Below are 23,440 nucleotides of genomic sequence, written 5' to 3'. Positions count from 1 at the left end.
CAACACATTCCGTTTGCAGGCAATTCGCTATATATTCCGCTATATAGCGTTTTCGTCCCTCGCTGCCCCTGCCTACCACGGAGCCGTTTCATGACCGTTCGTGCCTCACGTTTTGCCCCTGGGTGCCTCGCAAGCCTGCTCGCTGTATTCGCCATCGGCGCGGCCCAGGCGGACGAAGTCCAGGTCGCCGTCGCGGCCAACTTCAGCGCGCCGATCCAGGCGATCGCTGCCGATTTCGAGAAAGACACCGGGCACAAACTGGTCACCTCCTTTGGTGCAACCGGCCAGTTCTACACCCAGATCAAGAATGGCGCGCCGTTCGAGGTGTTCCTCTCGGCAGACGACGCCACCGCGCAAAAACTCGAAGTCGAAGGCGACACCGTCAAGGGCTCGCGTTTCACTTACGCCGTCGGCACCCTGGCGTTGTGGTCGGCTAAAGAAGGTTACGTCGATGCCAAGGGCGATGTGCTGAAAAAGAACGAGTATCAGCATCTGTCAATCGCCAACCCGAAAGCCGCCCCTTATGGCCTGGCTGCCACCCAGGTTCTGGCCAGGCTGGGCCTGACCGACAAGGTCAAGGACAAGATCGTTGAAGGGCAGAACATCACTCAGGCTTATCAGTTTGTCTCAACCGGTAACGCAGAACTTGGCTTTGTCGCCTTGTCGCAGATCTACAAAGACGGCAAAGTCACCAGCGGTTCGGCGTGGATCGTTCCAGCCAGCCTGCACGATCCGATCAAACAAGACGCGGTGATCCTCAACAAAGGCAAGGACAACCCGGCCGCCAAGGCACTGGTTGACTACCTCAAAGGTCCGAAAGCCGCTGCTGTCATCAAGTCCTATGGTTATCAACTCTAAATGACGCTGACGAGTGCCGATTTTTCCGCCATCTGGCTGACCCTGAAACTCGCGTCCCTGACGACGGTTATCCTGCTGGTGATTGGAACCCCTATTGCGTTATGGCTCTCGCGCACCCAATCCTGGCTGCGGGGCCCGGTCGGGGCGATTGTCGCCCTGCCCCTGGTGCTGCCGCCGACAGTGATTGGTTTTTATCTGTTGCTGGCGCTCGGCCCTAACGGCTTTGTCGGCCACTTCACTCAATCGCTCGGGCTCGGCACCCTGACGTTCAGTTTTGCCGGGTTGGTGATCGGCTCGGTGCTCTACTCGATGCCGTTCGTGGTGCAGCCGCTGCAAAACGCTTTTTCTGCCATTGGTACCCGCCCGCTGGAAGTGGCGGCGACCTTGCGCGCCAATCCCTGGGACACTTTTTTCAGCGTGATTCTGCCGCTGGCCCGACCGGGATTCATTACCGCCGCGATTCTCGGCTTCGCCCACACCGTCGGCGAGTTTGGCGTGGTGCTGATGATCGGCGGCAACATCCCCGACAAGACCCGCGTGGTCTCGGTGCAGATCTACGATCACGTCGAAGCCATGGAATACGCCCAAGCCCACTGGCTGGCCGGGGCGATGCTGGCGTTCTCGTTTGCCGTGTTGCTGGCGCTTTACTCCAGCCGCAAAACCAAAGCGGGCTGGAGCTGATCGATGATTCGAACGCGTCTGAAGCTGAAATACTCGGGGTTCGCCCTGGATGTGGACCTGCAACTGCCCGGACGTGGCGTCACCGCGCTTTACGGCCATTCCGGTTCGGGCAAGACCACGTGCTTGCGCTGCATCGCGGGACTGGAACGGGCCGAACAAGGATTTATCCAGGTCAACGATGAAGTCTGGCAGGACAGCGACAAGAAGCTTTTCGTCGCGCCGCACAAACGCGCGATCGGTTATGTCTTCCAGGAAGCCAGTCTGTTTACGCACTTGTCGGTGCTGGCGAATCTGCAGTTCGGCCTCAAACGGATCCCCAGACACCAACGCCGGGTCGACATGGATCACGCGACGGAACTCTTGGGTATCGGTCATCTGCTGGACCGCCAACCACAGCACCTGTCGGGTGGCGAGCGACAGCGTGTCGGCATCGCCCGCGCCCTGCTTACCAGTCCGAAACTGTTGCTGATGGACGAACCGCTGGCGGCGCTGGACTCGCAACGCAAAAGCGAAATCCTGCCCTACCTGCAAAGGTTGCACGATGAACTGGACATCCCGGTGCTGTACGTCAGCCATTCCCAGGATGAAGTGGCGCGGCTGGCCGACCACATCGTCCTGCTCAGCAACGGCAAAGCCCTGGCCAGCGGGCCTATTGGTGAAACGCTGGCTCGGCTCGATTTGCCTTTGGCATTGGGCGATGACGCCGGCGTGGTGATCGAAGGCCACGTCAGTGCTTACGACGCCGACTATCAGTTGCTGACCTTGCAACTGCCCGGCACCGCTCTGAACATCCGTGTGGCGCACACGCCGTTGGATGCCGGCCAGGCGCTGCGTTGCAAGGTTCAGGCACGCGATGTCAGCCTGAGCCTGCACAGCGTCGAACAAAGCAGCATCCTCAACCGCCTGCCGGTGACCGTGATCAGTGAAATGGGCGCGGACAACGCCGCCCATGTGCTGATCCGTCTCGACGCGGCCGGCACGCCGCTGCTGGCGCGGATCACCCGCTATTCCCGGGACCAGCTGCAAGTGCATCCCGGCCAGCAGCTCTGGGCGCAAATCAAAGCGGTGGCGGTGCTGGCGTAAATCCGCTGGCACCACTGCATCGGCGCGCGGTCAATGGCTGTAACGGCCCCTGATTCGTCGCCAAGGACTACCGCCATGCCCGATTCCGCGCTGACTGATGTGCTGCCGCCGGACCTGCATTATGTCGATGACAACCAGCCCGGCATCGCCCGCAAGAAACTGCGCGGCAAGTTCTGCTACTTCGACCCGGACGGACAGCGCATCACCGACCCGGGCGAGATCAAACGCATCAACGCCCTCGCCGTGCCCCCCGCCTACACCGACGTGTGGATCTGCGCCGACCCGCGCGGGCACCTGCAAGCCACTGGCCGTGATGCCCGGGGTCGCAAGCAATACCGTTATCACCCGCGCTGGCGCGAAGTGCGCGATGCCGACAAATACTCGCGCCTGCGGGATTTCGGGCTCGCCCTGCCGAAACTGCGCAAACAGCTTGAAACGCTGTTGGCGGCGCCGGGCTTCAGCCGCGACAAAGTCATGGCCACGGTCATTACCTTGCTCGATGCGACGCTGATTCGGGTCGGAAACACGCAGTACGCCCGGGACAACCGCTCGTATGGGCTGACCACCCTGCGCAGCCGTCACGTCGAGATCAACGGCAGTGCAATCCGGTTCCAGTTCCGTGGCAAGAGCGGCGTCGAACATCAGATCACCGTGAAAGACCGGCGCCTTGCACGAATCATCAAGCGCTGCCAGGAAATTCCCGGGCAAAATCTGTTTCAGTATCTGGATGAAAACGGTGAGCGGCACACCGTCAGTTCCTCCGACGTCAACGCGTACCTGCAAACCCTCACCGGCGCTGACTTCACTGCCAAGGATTACCGCACGTGGGCGGGTAGTGCACTGGCATTGTCGGTGCTGCGCGGTTTGCAGTGGGAGCCCGAATCGGACGCCAAGCGGCATGTGGTGGAGATGGTCAAGAGCGTCGCCAGGCAACTCGGCAACACCCCGGCGGTTTGTCGCAAATGCTACATCCACCCGGCGGTGCTCGAGGGTTTCCTGCTGGGGGCATTGGCCCAGTTACCGCGCCCCAGAACACGCAAAGGCCTGAGGGCCGAGGAAGTCAGTCTGGCGATGTATCTGGAGAAGATGATAGAGGCGACTCAACCGACGAACTGACCTCTGCATTTTTTGCGTGATTACAAATGGCTTCTATAGTTGTTGTGACAAGAATTAGCTTCGAGTGACGCCATGGAAGACATTTTCGTTGTGAAGCGTTGCAACAGGATCATCGTTCATGGCCGCAGAGCCGGGGAAGTCGAACATCAACCACCTGACGCCGCCATCTGGTATCGCATCGCCGATACCCGGACCCACGGCTTCATCGGTGACGGTTACGATCTTGAGGAAGACGCCCGACGCGTGTGTCATCAGCTCAATGCCAGATCGCAAATGACGGCCCGACAAGGCTAAAGTCCGGGTCTATACTGAAAATGGCTGAGGGAACAGCGCACCCATCGGCAGAAAGCTCGCTTCTTGCGGGCTTTTTGCTGCCATTGCCAGGTTTCTTGAACGGAGGTGTTTGCCATGTCCGAAAAAGAGTCCATCACCACCCTGCTGACCCTGCTTGACTCGCGCCAGGCTCGCTTGGCCGCGGCGTGCAAGGAAATCGCCGACTGGGTCGATCATCAAGGCGGGCATCCGACCGCCCTGAGGATTCGTGATCGTCTGAACGACATCGAGAAAGACGCGCCACTGATTCGTAATACGCTGTCGTCGCTCAAACCTGTCGAGCCGCCCCTGCCGCGGTTCAGATGATTCAATCTGGACTTCGGACACGCGCGCGCCACCTGCTTCAGGACGCATGAACGGCGACGATGATCGTCACCGGGTGCGTCCTTGCCTGATCACCTGCTGCTGAATCCCACACCCGGCCCGTACCGGGATTTTTTTTGCCCGACCATTTCACACTGCCTTCACATCTCACCGCCTACAGTGGCCCTACTCCTTTTGAAACACCCCTTGGCCCGCCCGCATGCGGGCCTTATTTTTGCCTTTTTTCGGTTAACGAACGTCATCACTCGCGGGGTGTCTAACAATCACACGTCACGAAGGAGGCGTCTGATGGTTACTCACTTCAAAGTTGCCGGGCATCTGGCCTGCGGTCACAAGGGCAGCAAACTCACCTCAACCACTGAACTGACCCGGGTGAAATGCAGAAGCTGCCGAAACACCGATGCATTCAAGGATGCACGCAAAGACCAACGCAACGCGGCACGCCGTGCCGCACGCAAAGCCAAAGTCACTCACACGGCCAATGACTGGCGCGCAGCATGGGTCGAGCGGCTTACCGCCATGGCCGGGCTGCAACGGTTGCCCCGAGGCTTTACCGGACAACCATTCGTTTAGGCAGGTTCGGCGGCTGAAGCGCGTTCACTCGGCCCAGCCGCTGGCCCCATGATTTAAGCAACGGATTACGTCAGTGTGCATCAGGCAGAACTGATCTAATGCGCACTGAACTTGTTGTTCGTGGTCTTTTTAGACTCATCGATGAGCCAGATTGAAACACCATCACTGCGTACGGTATTGCACTCCTTTCCATATTCCTTATACGTCACGCAGATCACATCTCCGGCAATCGTCCAACTGCCTTTTGCTTCAGGGTAATCCGCGATCTTGATGGCTGCAGCCCCGCCAGGGCTCAGGGTTTCCCAGAAAGAATCTCCCTTTTCGGTGCGGCTTTGAAGTTTGCGGCCTATCAAAACCTGCTGTATCTCATCGCCGCTAAGCTGTTTCGCACTTGTTGGCGCAGGCGAATGGGCATCATTGGGAGTGTGAGTACTTGAAGAACATCCTGCTAAAAACAACGCTACAGAGAGGACCGTCATTAGCCTGATCATAACTTCACCTATTATTTTTTTATAAGGCAAACAGAACCTTAAGATTAGATAGGCAGAAAACGCCGAATAGACTATTTGACGATAAGTTCAATCGCACCGTATGCATTTCGTTTTTGGCGGTAAACGCTTTCCTCAGCTATGTTTTCTATCGCATCGAGGCGGCGCCGACGATGTGGGCAGGCGACTGATCAAGGAGGAACACATGACACCCATTCGTGAGGCGGAAAAAACCTACCGCACCTGGTCCAGCCCGATCTTGCTGGAGCTGAAGGAAAGAGAACATCAGCTAGACCCGCCAGCTCGTGAGGCATTGCAGAATATTTTGGTGGAGAGAAGGCTGGTTGATAGCGGCAACCCTGACGGCGCCGATCGACGCAAGGCGGATTGAACTCAGGAGCATTTCCACCCGCTATCAGCCTCCTGAAGATAAACGCCAGTGCGGTGAATATGCCGCATCAAAGCCACTATGGGACGGATTTAGCGCTCGAAATCGCTGACTGTCGTACCCGCGATAGTCTCGGCGAATCCGCCACCGAACAACCGCGCAGGCGTTTCAAAACCTGGCCTGCGCTCGCCGCCCAATACCCGTCGCGCTGCCTCAACGGCGGCAAGTGGCGTGTAGGAATAACCGTTGACGGTCTCGATCATCGACCGTGCTACCGTACCGTCAGCCCCCGACACCTCAGCTACTGCACGAGCGCGATGAGCATCACGTTGCTGAACACTCGGACCATCCGGCAGTTGCGATAGATCACCCTCGGGGAAGGCGTCTCCAGAGAGGTGTACAAACATCGCGATATTGGGAATCCCCGTCGAATGCCAACCTGTCACCAGGTCACCGAAGGAAAGTGGTAGGCACAGGACCGGGCCATCACCAAAATCGAAGTGTCGCGGCTGCGCATCCGGCGTCGAAACGAGCTGGCCGTCGACTCTCGCCAACAGGCCGGCGCCAATGATTTCAGCGACGCTCATTGCGGAACCCCGCGACATGGAACCTGGGACCTGCAGTGAAATGTTCAGCGAGTGCGGTTGTAGTACACGACGCGCGACATGCACAGCCAGACAGTCCGTTGGCACGACGTCCCAGCCGACTCCAGGCATCAGCATGACGCCTGACTTCGCGGCCTGAGCACCCAAGCTTTCCGCGAGGCTATAAACGTTGATCTCGGCCGTGATGTCCAGATAGTTCACCCCGGCGTTGATGCATGCGCGCATCAGCGCTTCAGCCGTTTGCGCGAAAGGCCCCGCAAAGTTCAGCAGCGTGTCGATACCGCCCATAAAGCGCTCTGCTCGATCATCGGCAGTGAAGACTCGGTAAGGAACATCCAGAAGCGTGGCAAGGGATTGCAACCGTTCGGCATTGCGCCCGGCAATCTCGAAGTTCAGCCCCAACATTTTGGCGCGTTCTGCCGCCATGCGGCCGGTATAGCCTGTAGCACCGTAAATCAGCAGAGTATTCATTGCGCGTGCTGCCAATTCTTGTAAACGAATTCAAGGCTGTAACCGTCGGGGTCAAGGACGTTGCCGGCGTAATAATTCGGGTCGTAATGCAGACGCGCACCAGGGGCACCGTTGTCGCTAGCACCATTCGCCATGGCGGCGGCGTAGGCAGCGTCAACCTCGGCTTTGCTGCTCGCCACGAATCCAACGTGCACAGCTCGCCCCTCCACAACGCCCTCGCGCAACCAGAAAAACATTCGGCCATCAGCACCAAATCCTTTGAGATCGGGGTGACCCGGGGGACCATCCTTGCCGTCGTAATCGAGTCGCGCGGTAATTCCGAGCGGAGTGAGCGCTGCGTCGTAGAAACGGATGGAGCGCTCGATGTCGCTCACAGAAACAAAGATGTGATCCAGCATGGGATAGCCTCGCTTGTTCAGTTGCTGATTCAGATGCTGTAGCCGCCCGCGACTTCAATCGTTTGAGCATTGATCCAGCGCCCCTCTTCGCCAAGCAGCATGGCGATAACGCGGCCAACATCCTGCGGCTCACCCACCCTGCCGAGGGCTGTTTGCGAAGCAAGCAGCGCCTCGAACTCGGCGTTCAGACCACCGCCCAACTCGGTGCGGATCGCACCGGGCGAGACCGAATTCGCACGTATGCACCGATCACCAAACTCTTTAGCCATGTAACGGGTGAGCACGTCCAGCCCACCCTTGAAGGCGGCGTAAGGCGCCACGCCCGCCGTCGCCACGCGGGTGGTTGCACTGGTCAGATTGACGATACTGGAGCCAGTCTCCATCAGAGGAAGCAACGACTGGGTGAGGAAAAACGGCCCTTTGAGATGCACGTTCAGCAGGCCATCAAACTGTGCCTCAGTGACTGACTCAAGAGGGTTGAACAGACCATAGCCTGCGTTGTTGACCAAACCACTGAGGGTGGTCACGTTCCACGTCGCCTGTAAGGTCTGCAGTATCGATTCTCGAAACGTCTCGAAACTGCCGATATCGGCGACATCAAGCTCAAGCGTGGCGGCCTTGCCCCCGGCGGCCTTGATACGACTGACAACTGAATCGGCAGCCTGCGGATTATTTTTGTACGTGAGGACAACCCCCATGCCTCGCTGGGCGCAGTGTTCGGCCGCGCTGGCGCCGATGCCACGACTGCCTCCGGTGATAAGGATAACGCTCATGGGATGCTCTCCACTGTTGATCAGATGAGCCATCACAGTAACCATGATGCTGCGTAAGAGCGCAGCCGTTCCTACTCAAAACCTGCCTGTTTCTGCTTTTTGCTTGCGCATGGCACCCTCCTGCGATCAGCATGCCCCCATGAACAATCAACTGATCGAGCTACGGTCCTTGGCTTCCAAGGCCCAGAACCGCCGCACCGAAACGGGCATCCCACGCGTGGCCATGGTCCAGGGCAAAGTTCCTGAGCACATGCTGGCCGCCGTTTACGATCCGATGATCAACCTGATCCTGCAAGGCAGCAAAACGATAACCGTCGGCGACCGCACGCTGCGTTACGACCCGGCGACATATTTCGTGATGTCCATCGAGTTGCCAGCTGTGGGAACAGTGCACCCCGCTTCTTCCGGCGAGCCCTATCTCGCGGTCAGTCTGACACTTGACCCGATAGTGGTGTCGTCGCTTCTCGCCGACCTCCCCAAGCCCTCCGGGCGTCACGATAACGATGCAGGATTTTCGGTAGCCGCCGTCACGCCCGAATTGATGGACGCCTGGGTACGCATGTTGCGATTGATGGACAAACCTGAGGATATAGCCGCCCTCGCCCCCGCTTACGAACGGGAGATTCTGTACCGGGTTCTGCAAGGTCCACACGGCTGGATGCTGCGGGAGATCGCGGCTCCGGATACCGCCATGGCCCGAGTCAGTACGGCCATTCAGTGCATTCGTCGAGATTTCGCCCAGTCCATTAGAGTGGACACCCTTGCCCAAAAAGCGGCGATGAGCGTGTCCGCCTTCCACCGCCACTTCAAATCCGTCACCACATTAAGCCCGTTGCAGTATCAAAAAAGGGTTCGATTGCTACAGGCTCGCACGCTCATGGTGGTCAATGCCCAGAGCGTCACGAGCGCTGCTTTCGAGGTCGGCTATGAAAGCGCGACTCAGTTCAGCCGCGATTACGCGCGGGTATTTGGCCTGCCTCCTGCACGAGATGCTGCAAGAATCCTGTTGGAGACCAGAGGCGCCGTTGGCAAATAATTCGTGAACTTACAGGTTGGTGTTCCAGCGATGGGAGGGAGTGTACGGTGCACATCCGGCAGAAACCGCACCGCTATCCAGCAGCCAGCAGCCAGCAGCCAGCAGCCAGCATAAGGGACGCTCAACTAAGGGTGACACCGATAGCTTTCCCCCTGACCCGAAGCTTCAGGCTGAAGCGATCCTATCCCGCGAAACACCGACGGAACACGCCTTACATACGACCGTGGTGGTGACAGAGCAATACATCCGAAATCGCTTGGGCAAAAAAGTATTCGCTACCCAGTGAATCGCGGATCCACTCCAAAAATAGCGGACCAGAAACAAACAAGGGCTTGCATCAGCTTTCGCCCGCAAACCCTTGATTTTAGATGGTGCCCGAAGCCGGAATCGAACCGGCACGCCCTTACGAGCGGGGGATTTTAAGTCCCATGCGTCTACCAGTTTCGCCATTCGGGCGGTAGCGCGGTAAGCAGTCTGTAGCCTGACAAACGTGGATCTGTCAGTTCTGACTCTTGTGCAGCAGAGGACGAAATATATACATCCCGTCCCGGTGAAGCAAGTTCGCAAATACCCGTTTCAAGACTAAATCTTGCAGGGCTGTGCAAATAAAAAAGCTCCGTAAATCATCGATCTACGGAGCTTGTTTAAAGTGGAGGCCGAGGTCGGAATCGAACCGGCGTAGGTGGATTTGCAATCCACTGCATAACCATTTTGCTACTCGGCCTCAAGCACCTGATGTCATGTAGCACAACATCAAACGCGTACAAACTTGGAATTAGATTCTAGATCTAACTCCTTGAAAACATTGAGCTTTTTCAGCGGTCAGTGCTTTCGATGGCGTGAATTATGTACTGATTTCCGAAGGCTGGCAACCCCTTGATTTCAAAAAAAAATTGTCGGGTGCTTTGCGTGTCTGGATGCAGGCTCGACTCTTCGCCCACGTCCCCAAATCGGCTTCAACGTCTCCCCGGCCCGCTTAGTGCCCCCGAATGTAGTGCTCCAACTGCCGGATCAAATCGGCCTGCTCGACAATCGCTTCTTTGACCAGGTCGCCAATCGACAACAAACCGATCAGCTCGCCGCTGTCCACCACCGGCAGATGACGCAGGTGGCTGTCGGTCATGACGGCCATACAGCGCTCGATGCTCTGCTGACTGTCGGCTGTCACCACCGGCGCGCTCATGATGTCGCGCACCGGCGTGCCGACCGAGGAACGCCCCTGCAGAACGACTTTGCGCGCATAGTCGCGCTCGCTGATAACGCCGACCACCTGCCCCGCTTCGATGACCGGCAGTGCGCCCACATTCTTCTCGGCCATCATTTTCAGTGCATCAAGAACCATCTGGTCTGGCGCGATGCTATGCACGTGCTGGTTTTGCACGACTTTCAGTTTCAGCAGCTGTGCGGCTGTTTTCATGGATGCCTCCGCTATCGTTGCTCATTGCCGATGCTTGAACTCAGGCCACCCCGACTTCAACCCAACCGCCGTTCAGCCGTACCGGCCAGACCCGCAAACGTTGCTGTGGATACTCCAGGCAACTGCCGTCCTCGAGGCGGAAATGCTGTTTGTAGATCGGTGAAGCAACAACAAGATCCCCCTTGATGCTGCCGACCAACCCGCGTCCGATGACGTTTGCCCCCGATTGCGGGTCATGGTTGTCGATGGCATAGAGGCTTCGACCCTCGGCATCCGGCAGATAGAACAGCGCCACTTGTGCGCCGTCGAGCCACACGACGACGCCGGAGTTAGAGACAAGGTCCTGCTGCTCGCACACGGTGTGCCAGACATCGCTGCTGACCAGGGAATCGAGGCGTTGGGTAGTGGACTGGCTCATCAGGCAATCTCCTCGGTGACTGGGATCAGGTTGAGTTCAGCGGCCATGATCGGGCGCCGTTGACCACGCTCCTGGACAAAGTGGATGTCCGGGTCCGGGCGTTTATCGTTGACGAAGGTGCGGAAGCGCTTGAGTTTTTCCGGGTCTTTGAGGGCGTTGGCCCACTCGCATTCATAGCGGTCGACCACCAATTGCATCTGCGATTCGAGTTCGGCACCGAGCCCGAGGCTGTCGTTGATGATCACCTCTTTGAGGAAATCGAGGCCACCCTCCAGGCTTTCGCGCCATACCGAAGTGCGTTGCAGTTTGTCGGCGGTGCGGATGTAGAACATCAGGAAGCGGTCGATGTAGCGGATCAGTGTTGCATCGTCGAGGTCAGTGGCAAACAGCTCGGCGTGGCGCGGACGCATGCCGCCGTTACCGGCGATGTAGAGGTTCCAGCCCTTCTCGGTGGCGATCACGCCGACGTCTTTGCTCTGGGCTTCGGCGCACTCACGGGTGCAACCGGACACCGCGAACTTGAGCTTGTGCGGCGAGCGCAGACCTTTGTAGCGGTCCTCGATGGTCAGGGCCATTTGTACGCTGTCCTGCACGCCATAACGGCACCAGGTACTGCCGACGCAAGACTTCACCGTCCGGGTCGATTTGCCGTAGGCGTGCCCGGTTTCGAAACCGGCTTCGATCAGCTCGGCCCAGATGTCCGGCAATTCATGCAACTGCGCGCCGAACAGGTCGATTCGCTGACCACCGGTGATTTTGGTGTAGAGGTCGTATTTTTTCGCCACAACTCCGATGGCGATCAGTTTGTCGGCGGTGATTTCACCACCGGGAATGCGCGGCACCACCGAATAGGTGCCGTTCTTCTGCATGTTGGCCATGAAGGTGTCGTTGGTGTCCTGCAACGGTACCAGCGAGGCATCCATGATCGGCTGGTTCCAGCACGACGCGAGGATCGAGCCCACGGCCGGTTTGCACACGTCGCAACCGGTGTGGCCACGGCCATGTTTGGCCAGCAGTTCCTCGAAGGTGATGACCCCTTCTACGCGGACCAGCGCATACAGCTCCTGACGGGTATAGGCGAAGTGTTCGCACAGGCTTTTATCGACACTGACGCCTCGGGCAATCAGCTCGTGCTCGAAGACTTGCTTGAGCAGCCCGGCACAACCGCCACAGCCGGTGCAGGCCTTGGTCTGAGACTTGAGCAGACCCAGGTCGGTGCAGCCGCCATCGATGGCCGAGCAGATGGAACCCTTGGTGACGTTGTGGCACGAGCAGACCGTGGCCGATTCCGGCAACGCGCCCGGCCCCAACGTCGGCGCACCTTCGGATGACGGCAGGATCAGACTGGCAGGCTCTGCCGGCAAGGCAATTGCGTTCTGCATGTATTGCAGCAGCGTGTCGTAATAGCTGTTGTCGCCGACCAGCACCGCGCCGATGACGTGTTTGCCGCAGGCATCCACCACCAGCCGCCGATAGCTGGCCGTGGTTTCATCGATGAACTGAAAGCTGCGCGCACCCGGCGTGTGGCCATGCGCATCGCCGATGGAGCCGACGTCGACGCCCAGCAGCTTGAGTTTGGTCGACATGTCGGCCCCCAGAAACGGCTCGGCCATGTCGTTGCACAGACGTGCCGCCACACCGCGCGCCATCTGGTAGCCCGGCGCGACCAGGCCGAACAGCCCGCCATTCCAGGAGGCGCACTCGCCGATGGCGTAAATGTCCGGGTCGCTGGTCAGGCATTCGTCGTTAATTACCACGCCGCCGCGCGGACCGATCTCCAAGGCACAGTGGCGGGCCAGCGCATCTTGTGCTCGGATGCCGGCCGAGAACACGATCAGGTCGGTTTCAAGAAACTCGCCGTTGGCGAAATTCATGCGGTAGCGGTACTCCTCGCCCGCACTGATTGATTGAGTGGCGCGCGACAGGTGCACACCGACACCCAGTCTTTCGATCTGCGACTTGAGCGCAAGCCCCCCCATTTCGTCCAGTTGCACTGGCATCAGGCGCGGGGCGAACTCCACGACATGCGCTTCCAGACCGAGGCTTTTCAGCGCATTGGCGGCTTCAAGGCCCAGCAGGCCACCGCCGACCACCACGCCGCGTCGGGCGTTGGCAGCGGCGGCACGGATCGCGTCGAGGTCTTCAAGGGTTCGATACACCAGACGCGAATCGCCTTCGGCACCTTCGACGGGCGGCACAAACGGATAGGAGCCGGTGGCCAACACCAATTTGTCGTAAGGGATGCAGCCCTGCGCGGTCATCACCTGGCACCGAGCGCGGTCGATTTCCAGCACCGGCACACCCAAATGCAGGGTGACGCCCGGCGTCTGGTAAAGCGATGCATCGGACAGCGCCAACGATTCGGCATCGCGGCCCGAGAAGTACTCGGACAGATGCACACGGTCGTAGGCACGCATCGGCTCCTCGCTGAAGACGTGCAGCCGATACTGGTCAAGAGCGCCCCGCTCGATCAACTGTTCGACGCAATGATGTCCGACCATGCCATTGCCGATCACGATCAGCGTTTGCACTTTGTTCAACGCGGCAACATTGGAATTCATAAGAAGCACCCGGCTAAAACGGTTCAAAAAGCAAAAAAAAACGCCTGAAACCTTGCGGTTCCAGGCGTCTTTGCCTGTTCTTTTGCGGTGTTAGCACCAGACGTCTATGCCTGATCCACCGATGTTGCCCATGATTCGATCGTCGTTGACCGAGGGGGCTGCCCACTCGATTGCATTCAGGGTGGGCCTGTTCGGTGTATTGCAGTGTTTGTGCCAGATCACGAAAGTGCTGCTCAGGGGCGGTCTTTCTGACGTTTCGGCATGGAATTCACCGTGAAAACAGGTCGCTCTTGCCTTCGCATAGTGCAGCGAGAGGCAGCGCGGCTTTATAAAAGTGCACAAATGTCATCTACCCTACAACATCTCCAGCCAATGCTTAATCTGCACACATCTCGTAAAACTCGCCGCGAAAACGGGCCGAGTCTCTTTTTCATTTCTGCGCCGCATTTGCACGGCTGTGCGACAGATCCCGCTTCAGGGCTCCCCTGTTGCGCCCCCGTGGTGGTAGGTTGGAAACGTTTTGTTTCATTAATCAAACTCTTCTAACTCACTCCCTGCAAAGGAATGCCCCCAGCAATGGACTTCTCACTCAAGCACCTGGCCGCAACCACCCTGATGTTGGCCAGCCTTTCATCGTTCACCACGGCCGCGCACGCCAACATCACCCCGGAACAGAGCGCGACCATCCTCAAAACGTTCAGTGACGCATCGGCCACTGATTTCAGGCAGTTCCTGACCAGCCTGGGCAAGACCGATCTGGCCAAAACCGATGACCTCGGCGCGGCAATCAGTGCCTTTCTGGACAACAAGACCCTTTCCGCCGACCAGCAGAACGAAATCCATCGCCTGCTTGGGCTCTATGCGCGAGTGAAGTACGGCAACGCCGCCACCGAAACGCTACGCGAACTGGTAGCCATCCCGACCTTCAACGTGGACGGCGTTGCCCAGCACGACAACCCTGAATTCACCAAGATCGCCGACAAGATCAGGAGCCTGGCCCAGGCCTTCAACCTTAACTTTCGCAACATCGACAACCGCGTCTATGAGATCTCCCTCGAGGGCAGTGGCGATGAAGTGGTCGGCATTCACGCCCACGCCGACGTGGTGCCCGTGACACCGGAGAACTGGGTCCTGGAAGACGGCACCAAACTCGATCCGTTCAAGGTCACCCTGATTGGCGACCGCATGTATGGCCGGGGCACCGAGGATGACAAGAACGGTATCGTGGTGGCGCTCTACGCCATGAAAGTGATCAAGGAAGAAAAACTGCCGCTGGCGAGGAATTTCAAGCTGTTGGTCGACACCACCGAGGAAACTTCGGGCGACGCCATCCCCTACTACTTCGAACACAACCCGACACCCAACTACAACCTGGCGCTGGATGGCGGCTATCCGGTGGTGATTGCCGAGAAAGGCTACGGCACCGTCATGGCCAACTTCCCCAAGCGCAAGGCCGACGGCAAGGGCGCTGAAATCGTCTCGATGACTGGCGGCCTGGCCACCAACCAGATTCCGTCGGCTTCGGTCGCCACTCTATTGAGCGACAAGCCTGCTGAACTGGCAGCCAGCCTGCAGAAGGCCGGTACCGATTTTGCCAAGCGCAATGGCGGCAATTTCAGCGTGAACGCCAAGGTTGACGGCAAGAACGTCAAGCTGACGGTCACCGGCGTTTCCGCCCACTCCTCCGAGCCGGAGTCAGGCGTTAACCCGGTATCGCGGATGCTGGTCTTCATCAATGGCCTCGACGGCAAGGTCGCGCTCAAGCACAACCACATCACCGACGCCGCCCGCTATGCCTCCGATAACTGGGGGCTGGATTACCTGGGTGGCAAATTGGCGGTCGGCTTCTCCGATGCCTTCATGGGACCGCTGACCACCTCCCTGACGTTTGTCGGGATGGATGAAAAGACCTTCAAGCTCGCGGTCAACTTGCGCGTGCCGAAGGGCAAGTCCCCGGACGCGCTCAAGGCCGAAATCGCCGACAAGATTGGCGCTTGGAGCAAAAAGTCCCACGTTGCAGCGACGTTCGATTACTCGATTGCCGAGCCGATGTACCGCAACCCCGAGGGTGAATGGGTCAAGGCCCTGCTGGCCGTGGCCAGCGAAAACCTTGGCATGAAACACGAGTTCGGCACCTCTGCTGGCGCCACCTCGGTTCATGAATTGCCCAATGGCGTGCAGTTCGGTCTGGCCCGGCCCGAGAACAAATACACCGGCCACACCGACAACGAGTTCAAGACGGTCGACCAGTTCCTGCTGGACCTGCAGATCGTGACCGAGATGATGGGGCGCATCGGGCAATTGCCGACACTTTGATCCCTTCCGGACCCGCCGTTCTGGCGGGTCCCGTCTTTTATGCCTTCGCATCATCGTTGCCTCCAGAGCAACGATGTCTGAATAAAGTTGCTCTTGCTGCCATTGGTCAATCGAGCGAGCATCGCTCTCGACACCGCAGCACCGTCAACACCACACGCTGACGGCTGTCATTACCTCCCCCGTCCCACTCGCAAGGCCCTCGAAAGAGCGCCTACGGCGGAGTCATGTCTAATAAAAACAAGAGTCAACATATGACAAAAGATCGAGGCAAACTCTGTGTGCTGTTCTTCACAGGAGCGGGCGCCAACCTCGCCCAGGCCGCCGACAGCGGATTTGTGGAGCAGTCCACTGCAACGCTGACAACCCGAAACTATTTTTTCAGCAGGGATTTCTCCGACATCCGAGGTTCGGAAAAATCGATGGCCCAGGAGTGGGCGCAAGGCTTCATCCTCAACTTCAAGTCCGGTTACACGCCGGGGCTGGTGGGATTTGGCCTGGATGCCACCGCCAAGTTCGGCATCAAGCTCGACAGCAGTCCGGACCGGGTCAACTCGGGGTTGTTACCGGTGAAGGACGATGGCCGTGCCGCTGACAATTATGGTCGCCTGGGGGTGGCGGCCAAGATGCGTTTTTCCAAAACCGAGCTGAAGGTCGGTGAACTGCAACCCAACATTCCTTCGCTGGTTTTCAGCGACATCCGCTTGCTGCCCCCCGCCTACCAAGGCGCGAGCATTACCAGCAGTGAAATTCCCGGCCTGACGCTGCAAGCCGGGCACCTGACCTCCACGACCCTGCGCAACGAAGCCGGCGAAAGCAAACTCCAGGCCTTGCTGGGCAACAAGCCGCAACGCCAGGTGTCGAGCGATGCCTTCAATTACGTGGGCGGCGACTACGCGCTCAACAGTAATCGCACGACCGTGAGTGCCTGGCATTCCCGACTGGAGGATATCTACGAGCAGAACTTCTTCGGTTTAAAACACAGTGAGCCCGTGGGAAGCTGGGTGCTGGGGGCCAATCTCGGTTATTACGACGCCAAGGAGGAAGGTCGCAAACGGGTGGGCAAGGTCGACAACCAGGCCTTCTTCTCGCTGCTATCGGCCAAGCTCGGTGGTCATACGTTCTATGCCGGTTACCAGGGCATGTTCGGCGACAGTCCCTTTCCTCGCGTGTTTCTCAATGTCAGTGCGCTTGGCAACGAACTGCCGACCTACGAGTTCGTCTCCACTCATGAGCGCTCCTTCCAAGTGCGCTATGACTATGACTTCGCGGCCCTCGGTGTGCCGGGGTTGTTAGCCAGCACCCGCTATGTCACTGGCGACAATGTGAAGACCGGGATGGGTTATGAGGGCAAAGATCGGGAGCGTGACCTGGACCTCAGTTACACCTTCCAGTCCGCCCCGCTGAAAGGCCTCGGCGTGCGAGTGCGCAACGCAATGGCGCGCTCCAATTACCGCACGGACATCAACGAGAACCGGTTGATCATCAGTTACACCTGGACGTTGTTCTGAGTTCTCAAATTAATTGTGGGGGCGAATAACTTCGCCCCCACAGGGCAACTTTTAGCGTTGCCCGGCCTTCAACGGACTTCCACGGTCATCTCGATTTCGACACAAGCACCCAACGGGATCTGGGCCACACCGAATGCCGAGCGTGCGTGTTTCCCCTGATCCCCAAACACCTCGGCAAACAGCTCCGAGGCGCCGTTCGTGACCAGATGCTGCTCGGTGAAACGGGAAGTTGAATTCACCAGGCTCAGCACTTTGACAATCCGCGTGACCCGATTCAGATCGCCAAGATGAGCCTGCAGCGTCGCCAGCAAGTCGATGGCCGTCGAACGCGCGGCCGCATAGCCCTCCTCTGTCGTCAGCGTTTCGCCCAGTTTTCCTGCCCAGACTTTGCCGTCCTTTTTCGCAATATGGCCGGACAGGTAAACGACATTGCCACTCTGCGCACTCATCACATAGGCAGCGGCGGGAGCACCGGTGGTGGGTAATTCGATACCGAGCTCTTTCAGACGGGTATAAACGTCGCGTTCAATCATGGGATTTCCTCGAACAGGATGTGCCAACGCCCGGGATTACCGGGCGCTGGTCAAGTTGAAAAAAGGGGTTAATCGGGTTGTTTAGCCGGGTATCGATTCGCGGCTGAAGGCATCGAGTTCCTGCACCAGGCCCTGTGCTGCCATCATCACCAGGTCGCGGCCTTTATCCGGGCTGGCCAGGGACGGATCCGACCCCATGCGACCATCCGGATGACGTGCGCGGAAATCGAGCGCTTCGCGGATAGGTCCCCACGGCGCGATCTGCGGCGAGTACTGGGCGGACTTGATGGCGTCCGGGTAAGCCCATTGGGTGACCGCGATCTCGGACGGCGTGGCATGAATCCCGTGGCCCGTAGGGAATTGCTCTCGCGCCAATTCACCGACCCCTTCCAGATCCCACCAGTTGCACAACTTCAACGCGAACCCCGCGGGGCGTCGAGCGAAGCTGGCTTCGGCATACAGTTCCGAGAACGCCGCTTCGATGGAGGCGACGTTGCCGCCGTGGCCATTGAGGAAAAGGATTTTCTCAAACCCGTGAGCGGCCAACGAACGTACCCAGTCGCCAATGGCCGCTATGAACGTCGAAGGACGCAGTGAAATGGTCCCGGGGAACCCAAGATGGTGTTGGGCCATGCCGATGTTGAAGGTTGGCGCAATCAGGATGTCTGCCGATTTCTGCGCTTCATGTGCAATGATTTCGGGACACATCCAGTCAGTCCCCAACAGACCGGTCGGACCGTGTTGTTCATTGGAGCCGATCGGGATCACGATGGTGCGGCTGCGTTCAAGGAATTGCCCGATCTCGGCCCAGGTCGATAGGTGTAAAAGCATGTGGGTTCTCTCTTTAAAAGGGTTCCTCTCGGAACACGACTGATCAAGTGGGAGGCGGTTGATCAACCCGCGCTGAATTCAGAAACCGAGCTATCACGGGGGCGCGGTTTGGTGGAAAGGATCACGAACGCTGCGCACAGGAACACGCAGCCCACAATAACGATGCCGAGATTGGCGCTGCCGGTTGCCGTTTTCGCCCAGCCAATCACCGCAGGCCCCCAGAAACCGCCGGAAAGTCCGATGGTGTTGATCAAAGCGATGCCGCCCGCCGCCGCGTCACCCTTGATGTGTTCGGACGGCATCGCCCAGAGCACGGTGTAGGCCATGAACATCATGGCGGTTGCCAGCGTCAGCAGTACCAGCGAAGCCATCAGGTGACCGTCGGCAAACGGGTACATGAGCAGCAGGATCGCACCGATGCCCGCAGGGACTGCGCAGTGATAGCGTCGTTCGCCGACCCGGTCGGATCGACGCCCTATCCAGTACATGCCGCATGCTGCGGCGACATAGGGAATCGCGGCATACCAACCCAATTGCATGGTGTCGTTGACGCCCTGGGCCTTGAGGATGGCCGGCAGCCAGAAACTCATGGCGTAGATCGAAAAGATGATGCAGAAATAGGCCGACGCCAGGACGTAGATTTTCGGGTCGCGCAACACCGCCCGGAACGAATGGACGCGCCCCGTCGATGCACCGAGTTCACTCTCCAGCAGTTTCCTTTCTTCACCACTCAGCCAGCGGGCCTCTGAGGGCCGATTGGAAAGAACGAAAAAGGTCAGAATGCCAAGAAACACGCAAGGCAGGCCTTCAATCAAAAACATCCACTGCCACCCGGCCAAGCCGCCAACGCCTTCGAACGTGGTGATCAGCCAGGCAGACAGCGGACCGCCAATAATGCCGCCGATGGGGCCGGCAATAAACACGATCGCAATGGCCCGGGCCATTCGCTTCGGACCGTACCAGCAAGACAGGTAATAGATCATGCCCGGGGCAAAACCGGCTTCGAATACGCCCAGCAGAAAACGCATCGCATAAAACATCGGCACGTTACGCACGAACAGCATGCAGGCCGAGGTGATGCCCCAGCACACCAGAATGCGGCTGAAGGTTTTTCGCGCCCCCACCTTCGGCAACATCAAATTGCTTGGTATCTCGAACAACACATACCCCAGAAAGAAAATCCCTGCGCCCGCGCCATAGGCCGCATCGGATAGCCCGAGATCATTTTGCATTTGCAGTTTGGCAAAGCCGACGTTGATCCGGTCCAGATACGCAAAGACGTAGCAAATGAACAGGAGTGGCAACAGCCGCCAATTGAGCTTGCGGTAAAGGGCCGAAACGGCATCACTGCTTGCCGGTGTCAGTAAGGTTGACATGCGAGTCTCCAATTATTCTTGTTGGGCTGCGGTCGTGCCAAGGAATGTTGCACCGACACCTCAGCCCCAGCAAGAGCAACTAAGTTCGTGTATCGTTGCTCTACAGGCAACACAGATTTTTTGAAGGGAGGAGGGCCCGAGATGCGCGAGATCAACCAACAACGGTTGCGGTATTTTCACGAGGTGCTGGTCCACGGCTCGATTCGCGGTGCAGCGGACAGCATCAATACGTCGCCTTCCGTGATCACGCGCCAGATCAAGCTGCTGGAAGAGGAACTGGGGGCGAAGCTGTTCGAGCGTCAGGCCCGTGGTGTCCAGCCCACCGAGGCGGCGGCGCATTTGCTGGAGTTCTGGCGCGGCTATCGATCACACCAGGAAAAGCTCGAAGACCAGCTCCAGGCGATCAAGGGCCTGCAACAAGGCCAGGTGCGCGTCGTCATCAGTGAGGGCTATGTCGATGCCTTGGTCGACAACGTGCTCGCTCCCTTCTGCAAACAGTACCCGAAGCTCGATGTCAGGCTGGACATCCTTCCTGTCGACGACGTACTGAACGAAGTTGCCGAGAACCGTGCGCACATCGGCCTTGCTTATAATCCCCCGCCGCATTCGCAAATCGATTTTCGCGCGACGTCATCGCAGCCGGTGATGCTGCTGGTTCGCCCCGATCACCCGTTGGCGGTGCGAGGGATAACGGCAACCATCGAGGACATACTTACCTGCCAACTGGTATTGACGCCCACCACATTCGGTATCGGTCATGCGATAAAGATGCTCGAGTACGCCGAAAAAATCGAAATCCGCCCGGCCCTGGTCAGCAACTCCCTCGCCGCACTCAAGCGCCTGGTGGCCTCCGGAGATTTCGCCTCGTTGCTCGGCGAATTCGCAGCCTATCGAGAAATCGAACAGGGCAGCCTCGCGGCGGTACTGATCGACCATCCACTGTTTTTGGGCGTGAAAGCGAAACTGCTGGTGAAGTCCGGCCGCCCCCTGGCCGCCCCTGCTCAGGAGTTGTTGAACTGGATGCTACAGCGCTTGCCGATGTTTACCTCTGGCGACGAAGTGACGTACGCCCGGTAACCGGTCAAACCATCGGCGAACTGCTGACAACGCGCAGTGCCAAGCCTTCGTAAGGGTCCAGGGTGATGGTGAACTCGCCCTCGGCGGTCAGATCGCCTTCGACCCGTTCGTTGATAATGTCGACCACCGGCCCTGGCGCAATGTTGGGCAAATGCAGCGTTTCAGTGATCGGCTGAGCACTGAAGTTCAGCGCGGTGATTTGCGTGCCTTTACCGGCCGGCAACTCGTGAACCATGATCAGCAGGCCTGGGTGTTCGACGTCAGGAATCAAGATCTGCCGACTGGCGGCGATGTCATAGGAACGGCGCACCGCGAGGATTTTCTTCAATTGTGAAGCAAAGGAATCCGGGTCTTTCAATTGGCTGGGCAAACTGCCGTACAGCGTTCTCGAGCGCGGCATCTGGCCGGCGGACAGCGACGCTTCGGGGTTGAGGTCGACCAGATCGTAGGCGCCGCGATGAATCCAGCGAGTATCGCCATCGAGCATCAAGTGCGCCACCTCCTCCGCCGGCAGCGGCAACGCCCCCACCAGGTCCCAACCGGAAAGCGCAAACACGCCAGGCTGCATGGCGTTGTACATGACCAACAGTAAATGCACCTGGCGGATCTGTTGGATGTCCGCCGCGGTAATCGTATTCAGATCACGGATGCCCAACGCCGCGGTAATGATGCTGGCGGTGGTGCAGGACACGCCATTCGTGACAAATTTCAGGTTGTAAGGCGCGTGCTCTCCGGACAGGCGCTCATACATCTGTTCGCGGATGTGCTCGCGCAGGATGTTGCCGGGAAAAGTCTGCCCCTGATAGAGGAACGTGTCATGAGCATGCAGGGTCCAGAAATGCACCAGCTCCAACGTCAGTTCGTCGTGGTTTTGCAGGGCATGAATCAATGAGGCGGGGTCGATGCCATAGGCATGAACCTGGCGCAGCATCAGGCGCAGGAACTCGGCATCGCCCATGAGCAAGGCATGCTGGTAGGCCGGTCGGGTGATGAAGTCGTAAGATAAATCCGCGCCGCCGTGGGACATCGACGCAATGTCATCAATGGTCAGATTCAACTCCTGGAAGCTGAAGCCACCCGCCTTGCGGATCGCCCCGCCGAGCAATTGATTGCCGGTGATCGACAACGGGTGACTTTCAGACCAGGCCGTTCCGTCCAGCTTGCGCTCGACGCCCAGAAAGCCGTTGGCATCCAGTCGCAAGATTTTCGCGCCCATCACATCGACCGCGTGCAGCGCATCACCGATGATCATCTGTTGCGCAGCGAAACTCGGGTCAAGCCAGTTGAGCGAAGGCTGTCCTTCCTTGAAATAATGCAGATACACCCAGCGCCGCGGCTTGCCATCAACGCCGATCACCACGGGCGTTGCGCTCCAGTCGGTTTCCTTCACACCCGGTTCGAAGAAAATCACCCGCTGCAGCTGACCGACGATGTAGTGCTTGTCCCGCAACGCATCGACCTGCAACGGACCGAGGTTCTGTGCATCGCGCCCCTCGAGCACCTCCGGCAGCAACGGCCAGTCTTCTTCGCGGATTTCCACCATATGGTAGAGCCCCGGATAGTCCTCATAGGCCATTTCCGCAAGACGGAAATCCGCGCCTTTACCGGTGTGAGACGGAATCACATCGTCGATGATGACCGCGTTGTGTGCGGCGGCGATTCGGCTCAAGCCTTGCAACTGCGCCTCGGTGCCCAGTTCAGGATCAATGCCGAAACTGATGCGATCGAAATTACCGTCGATGGTCGACGTGTGCTCGCGCCCCTGCAAACCACCTGAGGTTTTCAATGGCCCGTTGTGAATGCCTTGAATGCCGATTTCCGACAATGCATGCCAAAGCGTTTCATTGCCCAGCGCCTGCAAGACCGTCTCGCCTTCTGCGGTGATGATCGACGCGGGATATGCGGTGAACCACACAGAGGCGAGTGCCGAAGCATCACGGGGCCGGGTATGCGCGAAGGGTTGCTGCCACATTCGCCCTTGCCCGGAGTACAGCTTCGCTCGCTGCCTGGCCGCATTCAGCATCGATTGCTCAACCAGCCAAGCCACATAGTCCTTGTCTGCCATCGTCATAAGCACATTCACTCGCTGTCGGAACCCAACACATTGAGCCGTCGCACGCGGCGCGGCGCGGGTAGTGTTTATATGAGCCCGTGAGCGGCAGATCGTTGCATGCCGAATGCAAACCGCCCGGTGCGTGGGCGCCTTCGCCGAAAAAAAGGCACAAAAAAAGAGGCCTGAGCCTCTTTTTCGAAGACGAAATGACAAATAGCACACA

The 23,440-nt window shown here is 58.5% G+C and carries 23 protein-coding genes and 2 tRNA genes; 12 read left to right on the top strand and 13 right to left on the bottom strand.

The features are described 5' to 3' along the window. Positions 1–90 precede the first annotated feature (90 nt). The 7 genes from modA (at position 91) to Q7W83_RS12985 (ending at position 4,968) form a co-directional block, all read left to right on the top strand. Positions 91–858 (top strand): molybdate ABC transporter substrate-binding protein, encoded by a 768-nt coding sequence (modA, locus tag Q7W83_RS13015; protein ID WP_150639046.1) that lies wholly within the window; start codon positions 91–93, stop codon positions 856–858. Further along, positions 859–1,539: a molybdate ABC transporter permease subunit gene (gene modB, locus Q7W83_RS13010; RefSeq protein WP_458377357.1), complete on the top strand. Its 681-nt coding sequence runs from the start codon at positions 859–861 to the stop codon at positions 1,537–1,539. Between the two features lie 3 nt (positions 1,540–1,542). After that, positions 1,543–2,622: a molybdenum ABC transporter ATP-binding protein gene (gene modC / locus Q7W83_RS13005; RefSeq protein ID WP_473656171.1), complete on the top strand. Its 1,080-nt coding sequence runs from the start codon at positions 1,543–1,545 to the stop codon at positions 2,620–2,622. Positions 2,623–2,697: 75 nt separating this feature from the next. Next, complete coding sequence (locus Q7W83_RS13000; protein ID WP_150629879.1) at positions 2,698–3,738, top strand: DNA topoisomerase IB; 1,041 nt, start codon at positions 2,698–2,700, stop codon at positions 3,736–3,738. 72 nt (positions 3,739–3,810) lie between these two features. After that, positions 3,811–4,032: a beta/alpha barrel domain-containing protein gene (locus tag Q7W83_RS12995; RefSeq protein ID WP_150639047.1), complete on the top strand. Its 222-nt coding sequence runs from the start codon at positions 3,811–3,813 to the stop codon at positions 4,030–4,032. A 114-nt stretch (positions 4,033–4,146) separates the two neighbouring features. Then, entirely contained in the window at positions 4,147–4,377 is a 231-nt protein-coding gene (locus Q7W83_RS12990) for a hypothetical protein (RefSeq protein WP_150629883.1), read from the top strand. A 306-nt stretch (positions 4,378–4,683) separates the two neighbouring features. Next, complete coding sequence (locus tag Q7W83_RS12985) at positions 4,684–4,968, top strand: hypothetical protein (protein ID WP_150629884.1); 285 nt, start codon at positions 4,684–4,686, stop codon at positions 4,966–4,968. A gap of 95 nt (positions 4,969–5,063) precedes the next feature. On the opposite strand, the gene Q7W83_RS12980 is transcribed toward Q7W83_RS12985, so the two are convergent. Further along, positions 5,064–5,447 (bottom strand): hypothetical protein, encoded by a 384-nt coding sequence (locus Q7W83_RS12980; protein ID WP_150629885.1) that lies wholly within the window; start codon positions 5,445–5,447, stop codon positions 5,064–5,066. A gap of 214 nt (positions 5,448–5,661) precedes the next feature. Between Q7W83_RS12980 and Q7W83_RS12975 the strand changes: the two genes are divergently transcribed. Continuing rightward, complete coding sequence (locus tag Q7W83_RS12975) at positions 5,662–5,847, top strand: hypothetical protein (RefSeq protein WP_473656170.1); 186 nt, start codon at positions 5,662–5,664, stop codon at positions 5,845–5,847. A gap of 89 nt (positions 5,848–5,936) precedes the next feature. On the opposite strand, the gene Q7W83_RS12970 is transcribed toward Q7W83_RS12975, so the two are convergent. Genes Q7W83_RS12970 through Q7W83_RS12960 form a run of 3 tightly spaced genes read right to left on the bottom strand, consistent with a single transcriptional unit; the run spans position 5,937 to position 8,091 of the window. After that, positions 5,937–6,920: a saccharopine dehydrogenase family protein gene (locus Q7W83_RS12970; protein ID WP_473656169.1), complete on the bottom strand. Its 984-nt coding sequence runs from the start codon at positions 6,918–6,920 to the stop codon at positions 5,937–5,939. Then, positions 6,917–7,318, bottom strand: a complete 402-nt coding sequence (locus Q7W83_RS12965) for a VOC family protein (protein ID WP_150629888.1) — start codon at positions 7,316–7,318, stop codon at positions 6,917–6,919. Before Q7W83_RS12965 ends, Q7W83_RS12970 begins: the two co-directional genes overlap by 4 nt. Positions 7,319–7,347: 29 nt before the next feature. After that, positions 7,348–8,091, bottom strand: coding sequence for an SDR family NAD(P)-dependent oxidoreductase (locus Q7W83_RS12960; RefSeq protein ID WP_473656168.1), 744 nt, complete (start codon positions 8,089–8,091; stop codon positions 7,348–7,350). Positions 8,092–8,230: 139 nt separating this feature from the next. Between Q7W83_RS12960 and Q7W83_RS12955 the strand changes: the two genes are divergently transcribed. Continuing rightward, the gene (locus Q7W83_RS12955) at positions 8,231–9,127 is read left to right on the top strand and encodes an AraC family transcriptional regulator (protein ID WP_473656167.1); all 897 of its coding nucleotides are present in this window, start codon (positions 8,231–8,233) and stop codon (positions 9,125–9,127) included. Between the two features lie 369 nt (positions 9,128–9,496). Here the strand turns inward: Q7W83_RS12955 and Q7W83_RS12950 are convergent. The 5 genes from Q7W83_RS12950 to nirB all read right to left on the bottom strand — a co-directional run bounded on the left by Q7W83_RS12950 (position 9,497) and on the right by nirB (position 13,523). After that, positions 9,497–9,583 (bottom strand) — tRNA-Leu (locus tag Q7W83_RS12950). Between the two features lie 194 nt (positions 9,584–9,777). Then, positions 9,778–9,851, bottom strand: a tRNA-Cys gene (locus Q7W83_RS12945). Between the two features lie 252 nt (positions 9,852–10,103). Then, positions 10,104–10,544 (bottom strand): CBS domain-containing protein, encoded by a 441-nt coding sequence (locus Q7W83_RS12940; RefSeq protein ID WP_150630003.1) that lies wholly within the window; start codon positions 10,542–10,544, stop codon positions 10,104–10,106. A 40-nt stretch (positions 10,545–10,584) separates the two neighbouring features. Then, positions 10,585–10,962 carry a nitrite reductase small subunit NirD gene (gene nirD, locus Q7W83_RS12935; RefSeq protein ID WP_150630005.1) on the bottom strand — a complete coding sequence of 126 codons (378 nt, stop codon included), beginning with the start codon at positions 10,960–10,962 and terminating at the stop codon, positions 10,585–10,587. Beyond that, positions 10,962–13,523 carry a nitrite reductase large subunit NirB gene (nirB, locus tag Q7W83_RS12930; RefSeq protein WP_150653514.1) on the bottom strand — a complete coding sequence of 854 codons (2,562 nt, stop codon included), beginning with the start codon at positions 13,521–13,523 and terminating at the stop codon, positions 10,962–10,964. Before nirB ends, nirD begins: the two co-directional genes overlap by 1 nt. 576 nt (positions 13,524–14,099) lie before the next feature. Here nirB and Q7W83_RS12925 point away from each other — a divergent pair. Next, positions 14,100–15,839 carry a dipeptidase gene (locus Q7W83_RS12925; protein WP_458377351.1) on the top strand — a complete coding sequence of 580 codons (1,740 nt, stop codon included), beginning with the start codon at positions 14,100–14,102 and terminating at the stop codon, positions 15,837–15,839. 251 nt (positions 15,840–16,090) lie between these two features. Continuing rightward, positions 16,091–17,347: an OprD family porin gene (locus tag Q7W83_RS12920; RefSeq protein WP_150639051.1), complete on the top strand. Its 1,257-nt coding sequence runs from the start codon at positions 16,091–16,093 to the stop codon at positions 17,345–17,347. 68 nt (positions 17,348–17,415) lie between these two features. On the opposite strand, the gene Q7W83_RS12915 is transcribed toward Q7W83_RS12920, so the two are convergent. From Q7W83_RS12915 to Q7W83_RS12905, 3 genes are all read right to left on the bottom strand, one after another. Continuing rightward, positions 17,416–17,880 carry a RidA family protein gene (locus Q7W83_RS12915; RefSeq protein ID WP_150639052.1) on the bottom strand — a complete coding sequence of 155 codons (465 nt, stop codon included), beginning with the start codon at positions 17,878–17,880 and terminating at the stop codon, positions 17,416–17,418. A gap of 81 nt (positions 17,881–17,961) precedes the next feature. Beyond that, positions 17,962–18,711 carry a creatininase family protein gene (locus Q7W83_RS12910; protein ID WP_150639053.1) on the bottom strand — a complete coding sequence of 250 codons (750 nt, stop codon included), beginning with the start codon at positions 18,709–18,711 and terminating at the stop codon, positions 17,962–17,964. A 62-nt stretch (positions 18,712–18,773) separates the two neighbouring features. After that, on the bottom strand, positions 18,774–20,087 hold the full coding sequence (locus tag Q7W83_RS12905; protein WP_150630017.1) for an MFS transporter: 1,314 nt from the start codon (positions 20,085–20,087) through the stop codon (positions 18,774–18,776). A gap of 141 nt (positions 20,088–20,228) precedes the next feature. Here Q7W83_RS12905 and Q7W83_RS12900 point away from each other — a divergent pair, with 141 nt between their 5' ends. After that, positions 20,229–21,164 carry a LysR family transcriptional regulator gene (locus tag Q7W83_RS12900; protein WP_150630019.1) on the top strand — a complete coding sequence of 312 codons (936 nt, stop codon included), beginning with the start codon at positions 20,229–20,231 and terminating at the stop codon, positions 21,162–21,164. Between the two features lie 4 nt (positions 21,165–21,168). Here the strand turns inward: Q7W83_RS12900 and treS are convergent, their stop codons facing one another. Continuing rightward, positions 21,169–23,235: a maltose alpha-D-glucosyltransferase gene (treS, locus tag Q7W83_RS12895; protein ID WP_150639054.1), complete on the bottom strand. Its 2,067-nt coding sequence runs from the start codon at positions 23,233–23,235 to the stop codon at positions 21,169–21,171. Between the last annotated feature and the right edge of the window lie 205 nt (positions 23,236–23,440).

Source organism: Pseudomonas sp. 300, assembly GCF_055803035.1.
This window is presented reverse-complemented; position numbering and strand designations above follow the sequence as displayed.

What these genes read in the sequence shown, in the direction of transcription:
- Q7W83_RS12925 (WP_458377351.1), top strand. Translation starts at nt 14,100, where the DNA reads ATGGACTTCTCACTCAAGCACCTGGCCGCAACCACCCTGATGTTGGCC.
- Q7W83_RS12995 (WP_150639047.1), top strand. Translation starts at nt 3,811, where the DNA reads ATGGAAGACATTTTCGTTGTGAAGCGTTGCAACAGGATCATCGTTCAT.
- Q7W83_RS12980 (WP_150629885.1), bottom strand. Translation starts at nt 5,447, where the DNA reads ATGACGGTCCTCTCTGTAGCGTTGTTTTTAGCAGGATGTTCTTCAAGT.
- Q7W83_RS12975 (WP_473656170.1), top strand. Translation starts at nt 5,662, where the DNA reads ATGACACCCATTCGTGAGGCGGAAAAAACCTACCGCACCTGGTCCAGC.
- Q7W83_RS12990 (WP_150629883.1), top strand. Translation starts at nt 4,147, where the DNA reads ATGTCCGAAAAAGAGTCCATCACCACCCTGCTGACCCTGCTTGACTCG.
- nirB (WP_150653514.1), bottom strand. Translation starts at nt 13,523, where the DNA reads ATGAATTCCAATGTTGCCGCGTTGAACAAAGTGCAAACGCTGATCGTG.
- nirD (WP_150630005.1), bottom strand. Translation starts at nt 10,962, where the DNA reads ATGAGCCAGTCCACTACCCAACGCCTCGATTCCCTGGTCAGCAGCGAT.
- treS (WP_150639054.1), bottom strand. Translation starts at nt 23,235, where the DNA reads ATGACGATGGCAGACAAGGACTATGTGGCTTGGCTGGTTGAGCAATCG.
- Q7W83_RS12920 (WP_150639051.1), top strand. Translation starts at nt 16,091, where the DNA reads ATGACAAAAGATCGAGGCAAACTCTGTGTGCTGTTCTTCACAGGAGCG.
- modA (WP_150639046.1), top strand. Translation starts at nt 91, where the DNA reads ATGACCGTTCGTGCCTCACGTTTTGCCCCTGGGTGCCTCGCAAGCCTG.
- Q7W83_RS12910 (WP_150639053.1), bottom strand. Translation starts at nt 18,711, where the DNA reads ATGCTTTTACACCTATCGACCTGGGCCGAGATCGGGCAATTCCTTGAA.
- modC (WP_473656171.1), top strand. Translation starts at nt 1,543, where the DNA reads ATGATTCGAACGCGTCTGAAGCTGAAATACTCGGGGTTCGCCCTGGAT.
- Q7W83_RS12940 (WP_150630003.1), bottom strand. Translation starts at nt 10,544, where the DNA reads ATGAAAACAGCCGCACAGCTGCTGAAACTGAAAGTCGTGCAAAACCAG.
- Q7W83_RS12970 (WP_473656169.1), bottom strand. Translation starts at nt 6,920, where the DNA reads ATGAATACTCTGCTGATTTACGGTGCTACAGGCTATACCGGCCGCATG.
- Q7W83_RS13000 (WP_150629879.1), top strand. Translation starts at nt 2,698, where the DNA reads ATGCCCGATTCCGCGCTGACTGATGTGCTGCCGCCGGACCTGCATTAT.
- Q7W83_RS12985 (WP_150629884.1), top strand. Translation starts at nt 4,684, where the DNA reads ATGGTTACTCACTTCAAAGTTGCCGGGCATCTGGCCTGCGGTCACAAG.
- Q7W83_RS12955 (WP_473656167.1), top strand. Translation starts at nt 8,231, where the DNA reads ATGAACAATCAACTGATCGAGCTACGGTCCTTGGCTTCCAAGGCCCAG.
- Q7W83_RS12960 (WP_473656168.1), bottom strand. Translation starts at nt 8,091, where the DNA reads ATGAGCGTTATCCTTATCACCGGAGGCAGTCGTGGCATCGGCGCCAGC.
- modB (WP_458377357.1), top strand. Translation starts at nt 859, where the DNA reads ATGACGCTGACGAGTGCCGATTTTTCCGCCATCTGGCTGACCCTGAAA.
- Q7W83_RS12900 (WP_150630019.1), top strand. Translation starts at nt 20,229, where the DNA reads ATGCGCGAGATCAACCAACAACGGTTGCGGTATTTTCACGAGGTGCTG.
- Q7W83_RS12915 (WP_150639052.1), bottom strand. Translation starts at nt 17,880, where the DNA reads ATGATTGAACGCGACGTTTATACCCGTCTGAAAGAGCTCGGTATCGAA.
- Q7W83_RS12965 (WP_150629888.1), bottom strand. Translation starts at nt 7,318, where the DNA reads ATGCTGGATCACATCTTTGTTTCTGTGAGCGACATCGAGCGCTCCATC.
- Q7W83_RS12905 (WP_150630017.1), bottom strand. Translation starts at nt 20,087, where the DNA reads ATGTCAACCTTACTGACACCGGCAAGCAGTGATGCCGTTTCGGCCCTT.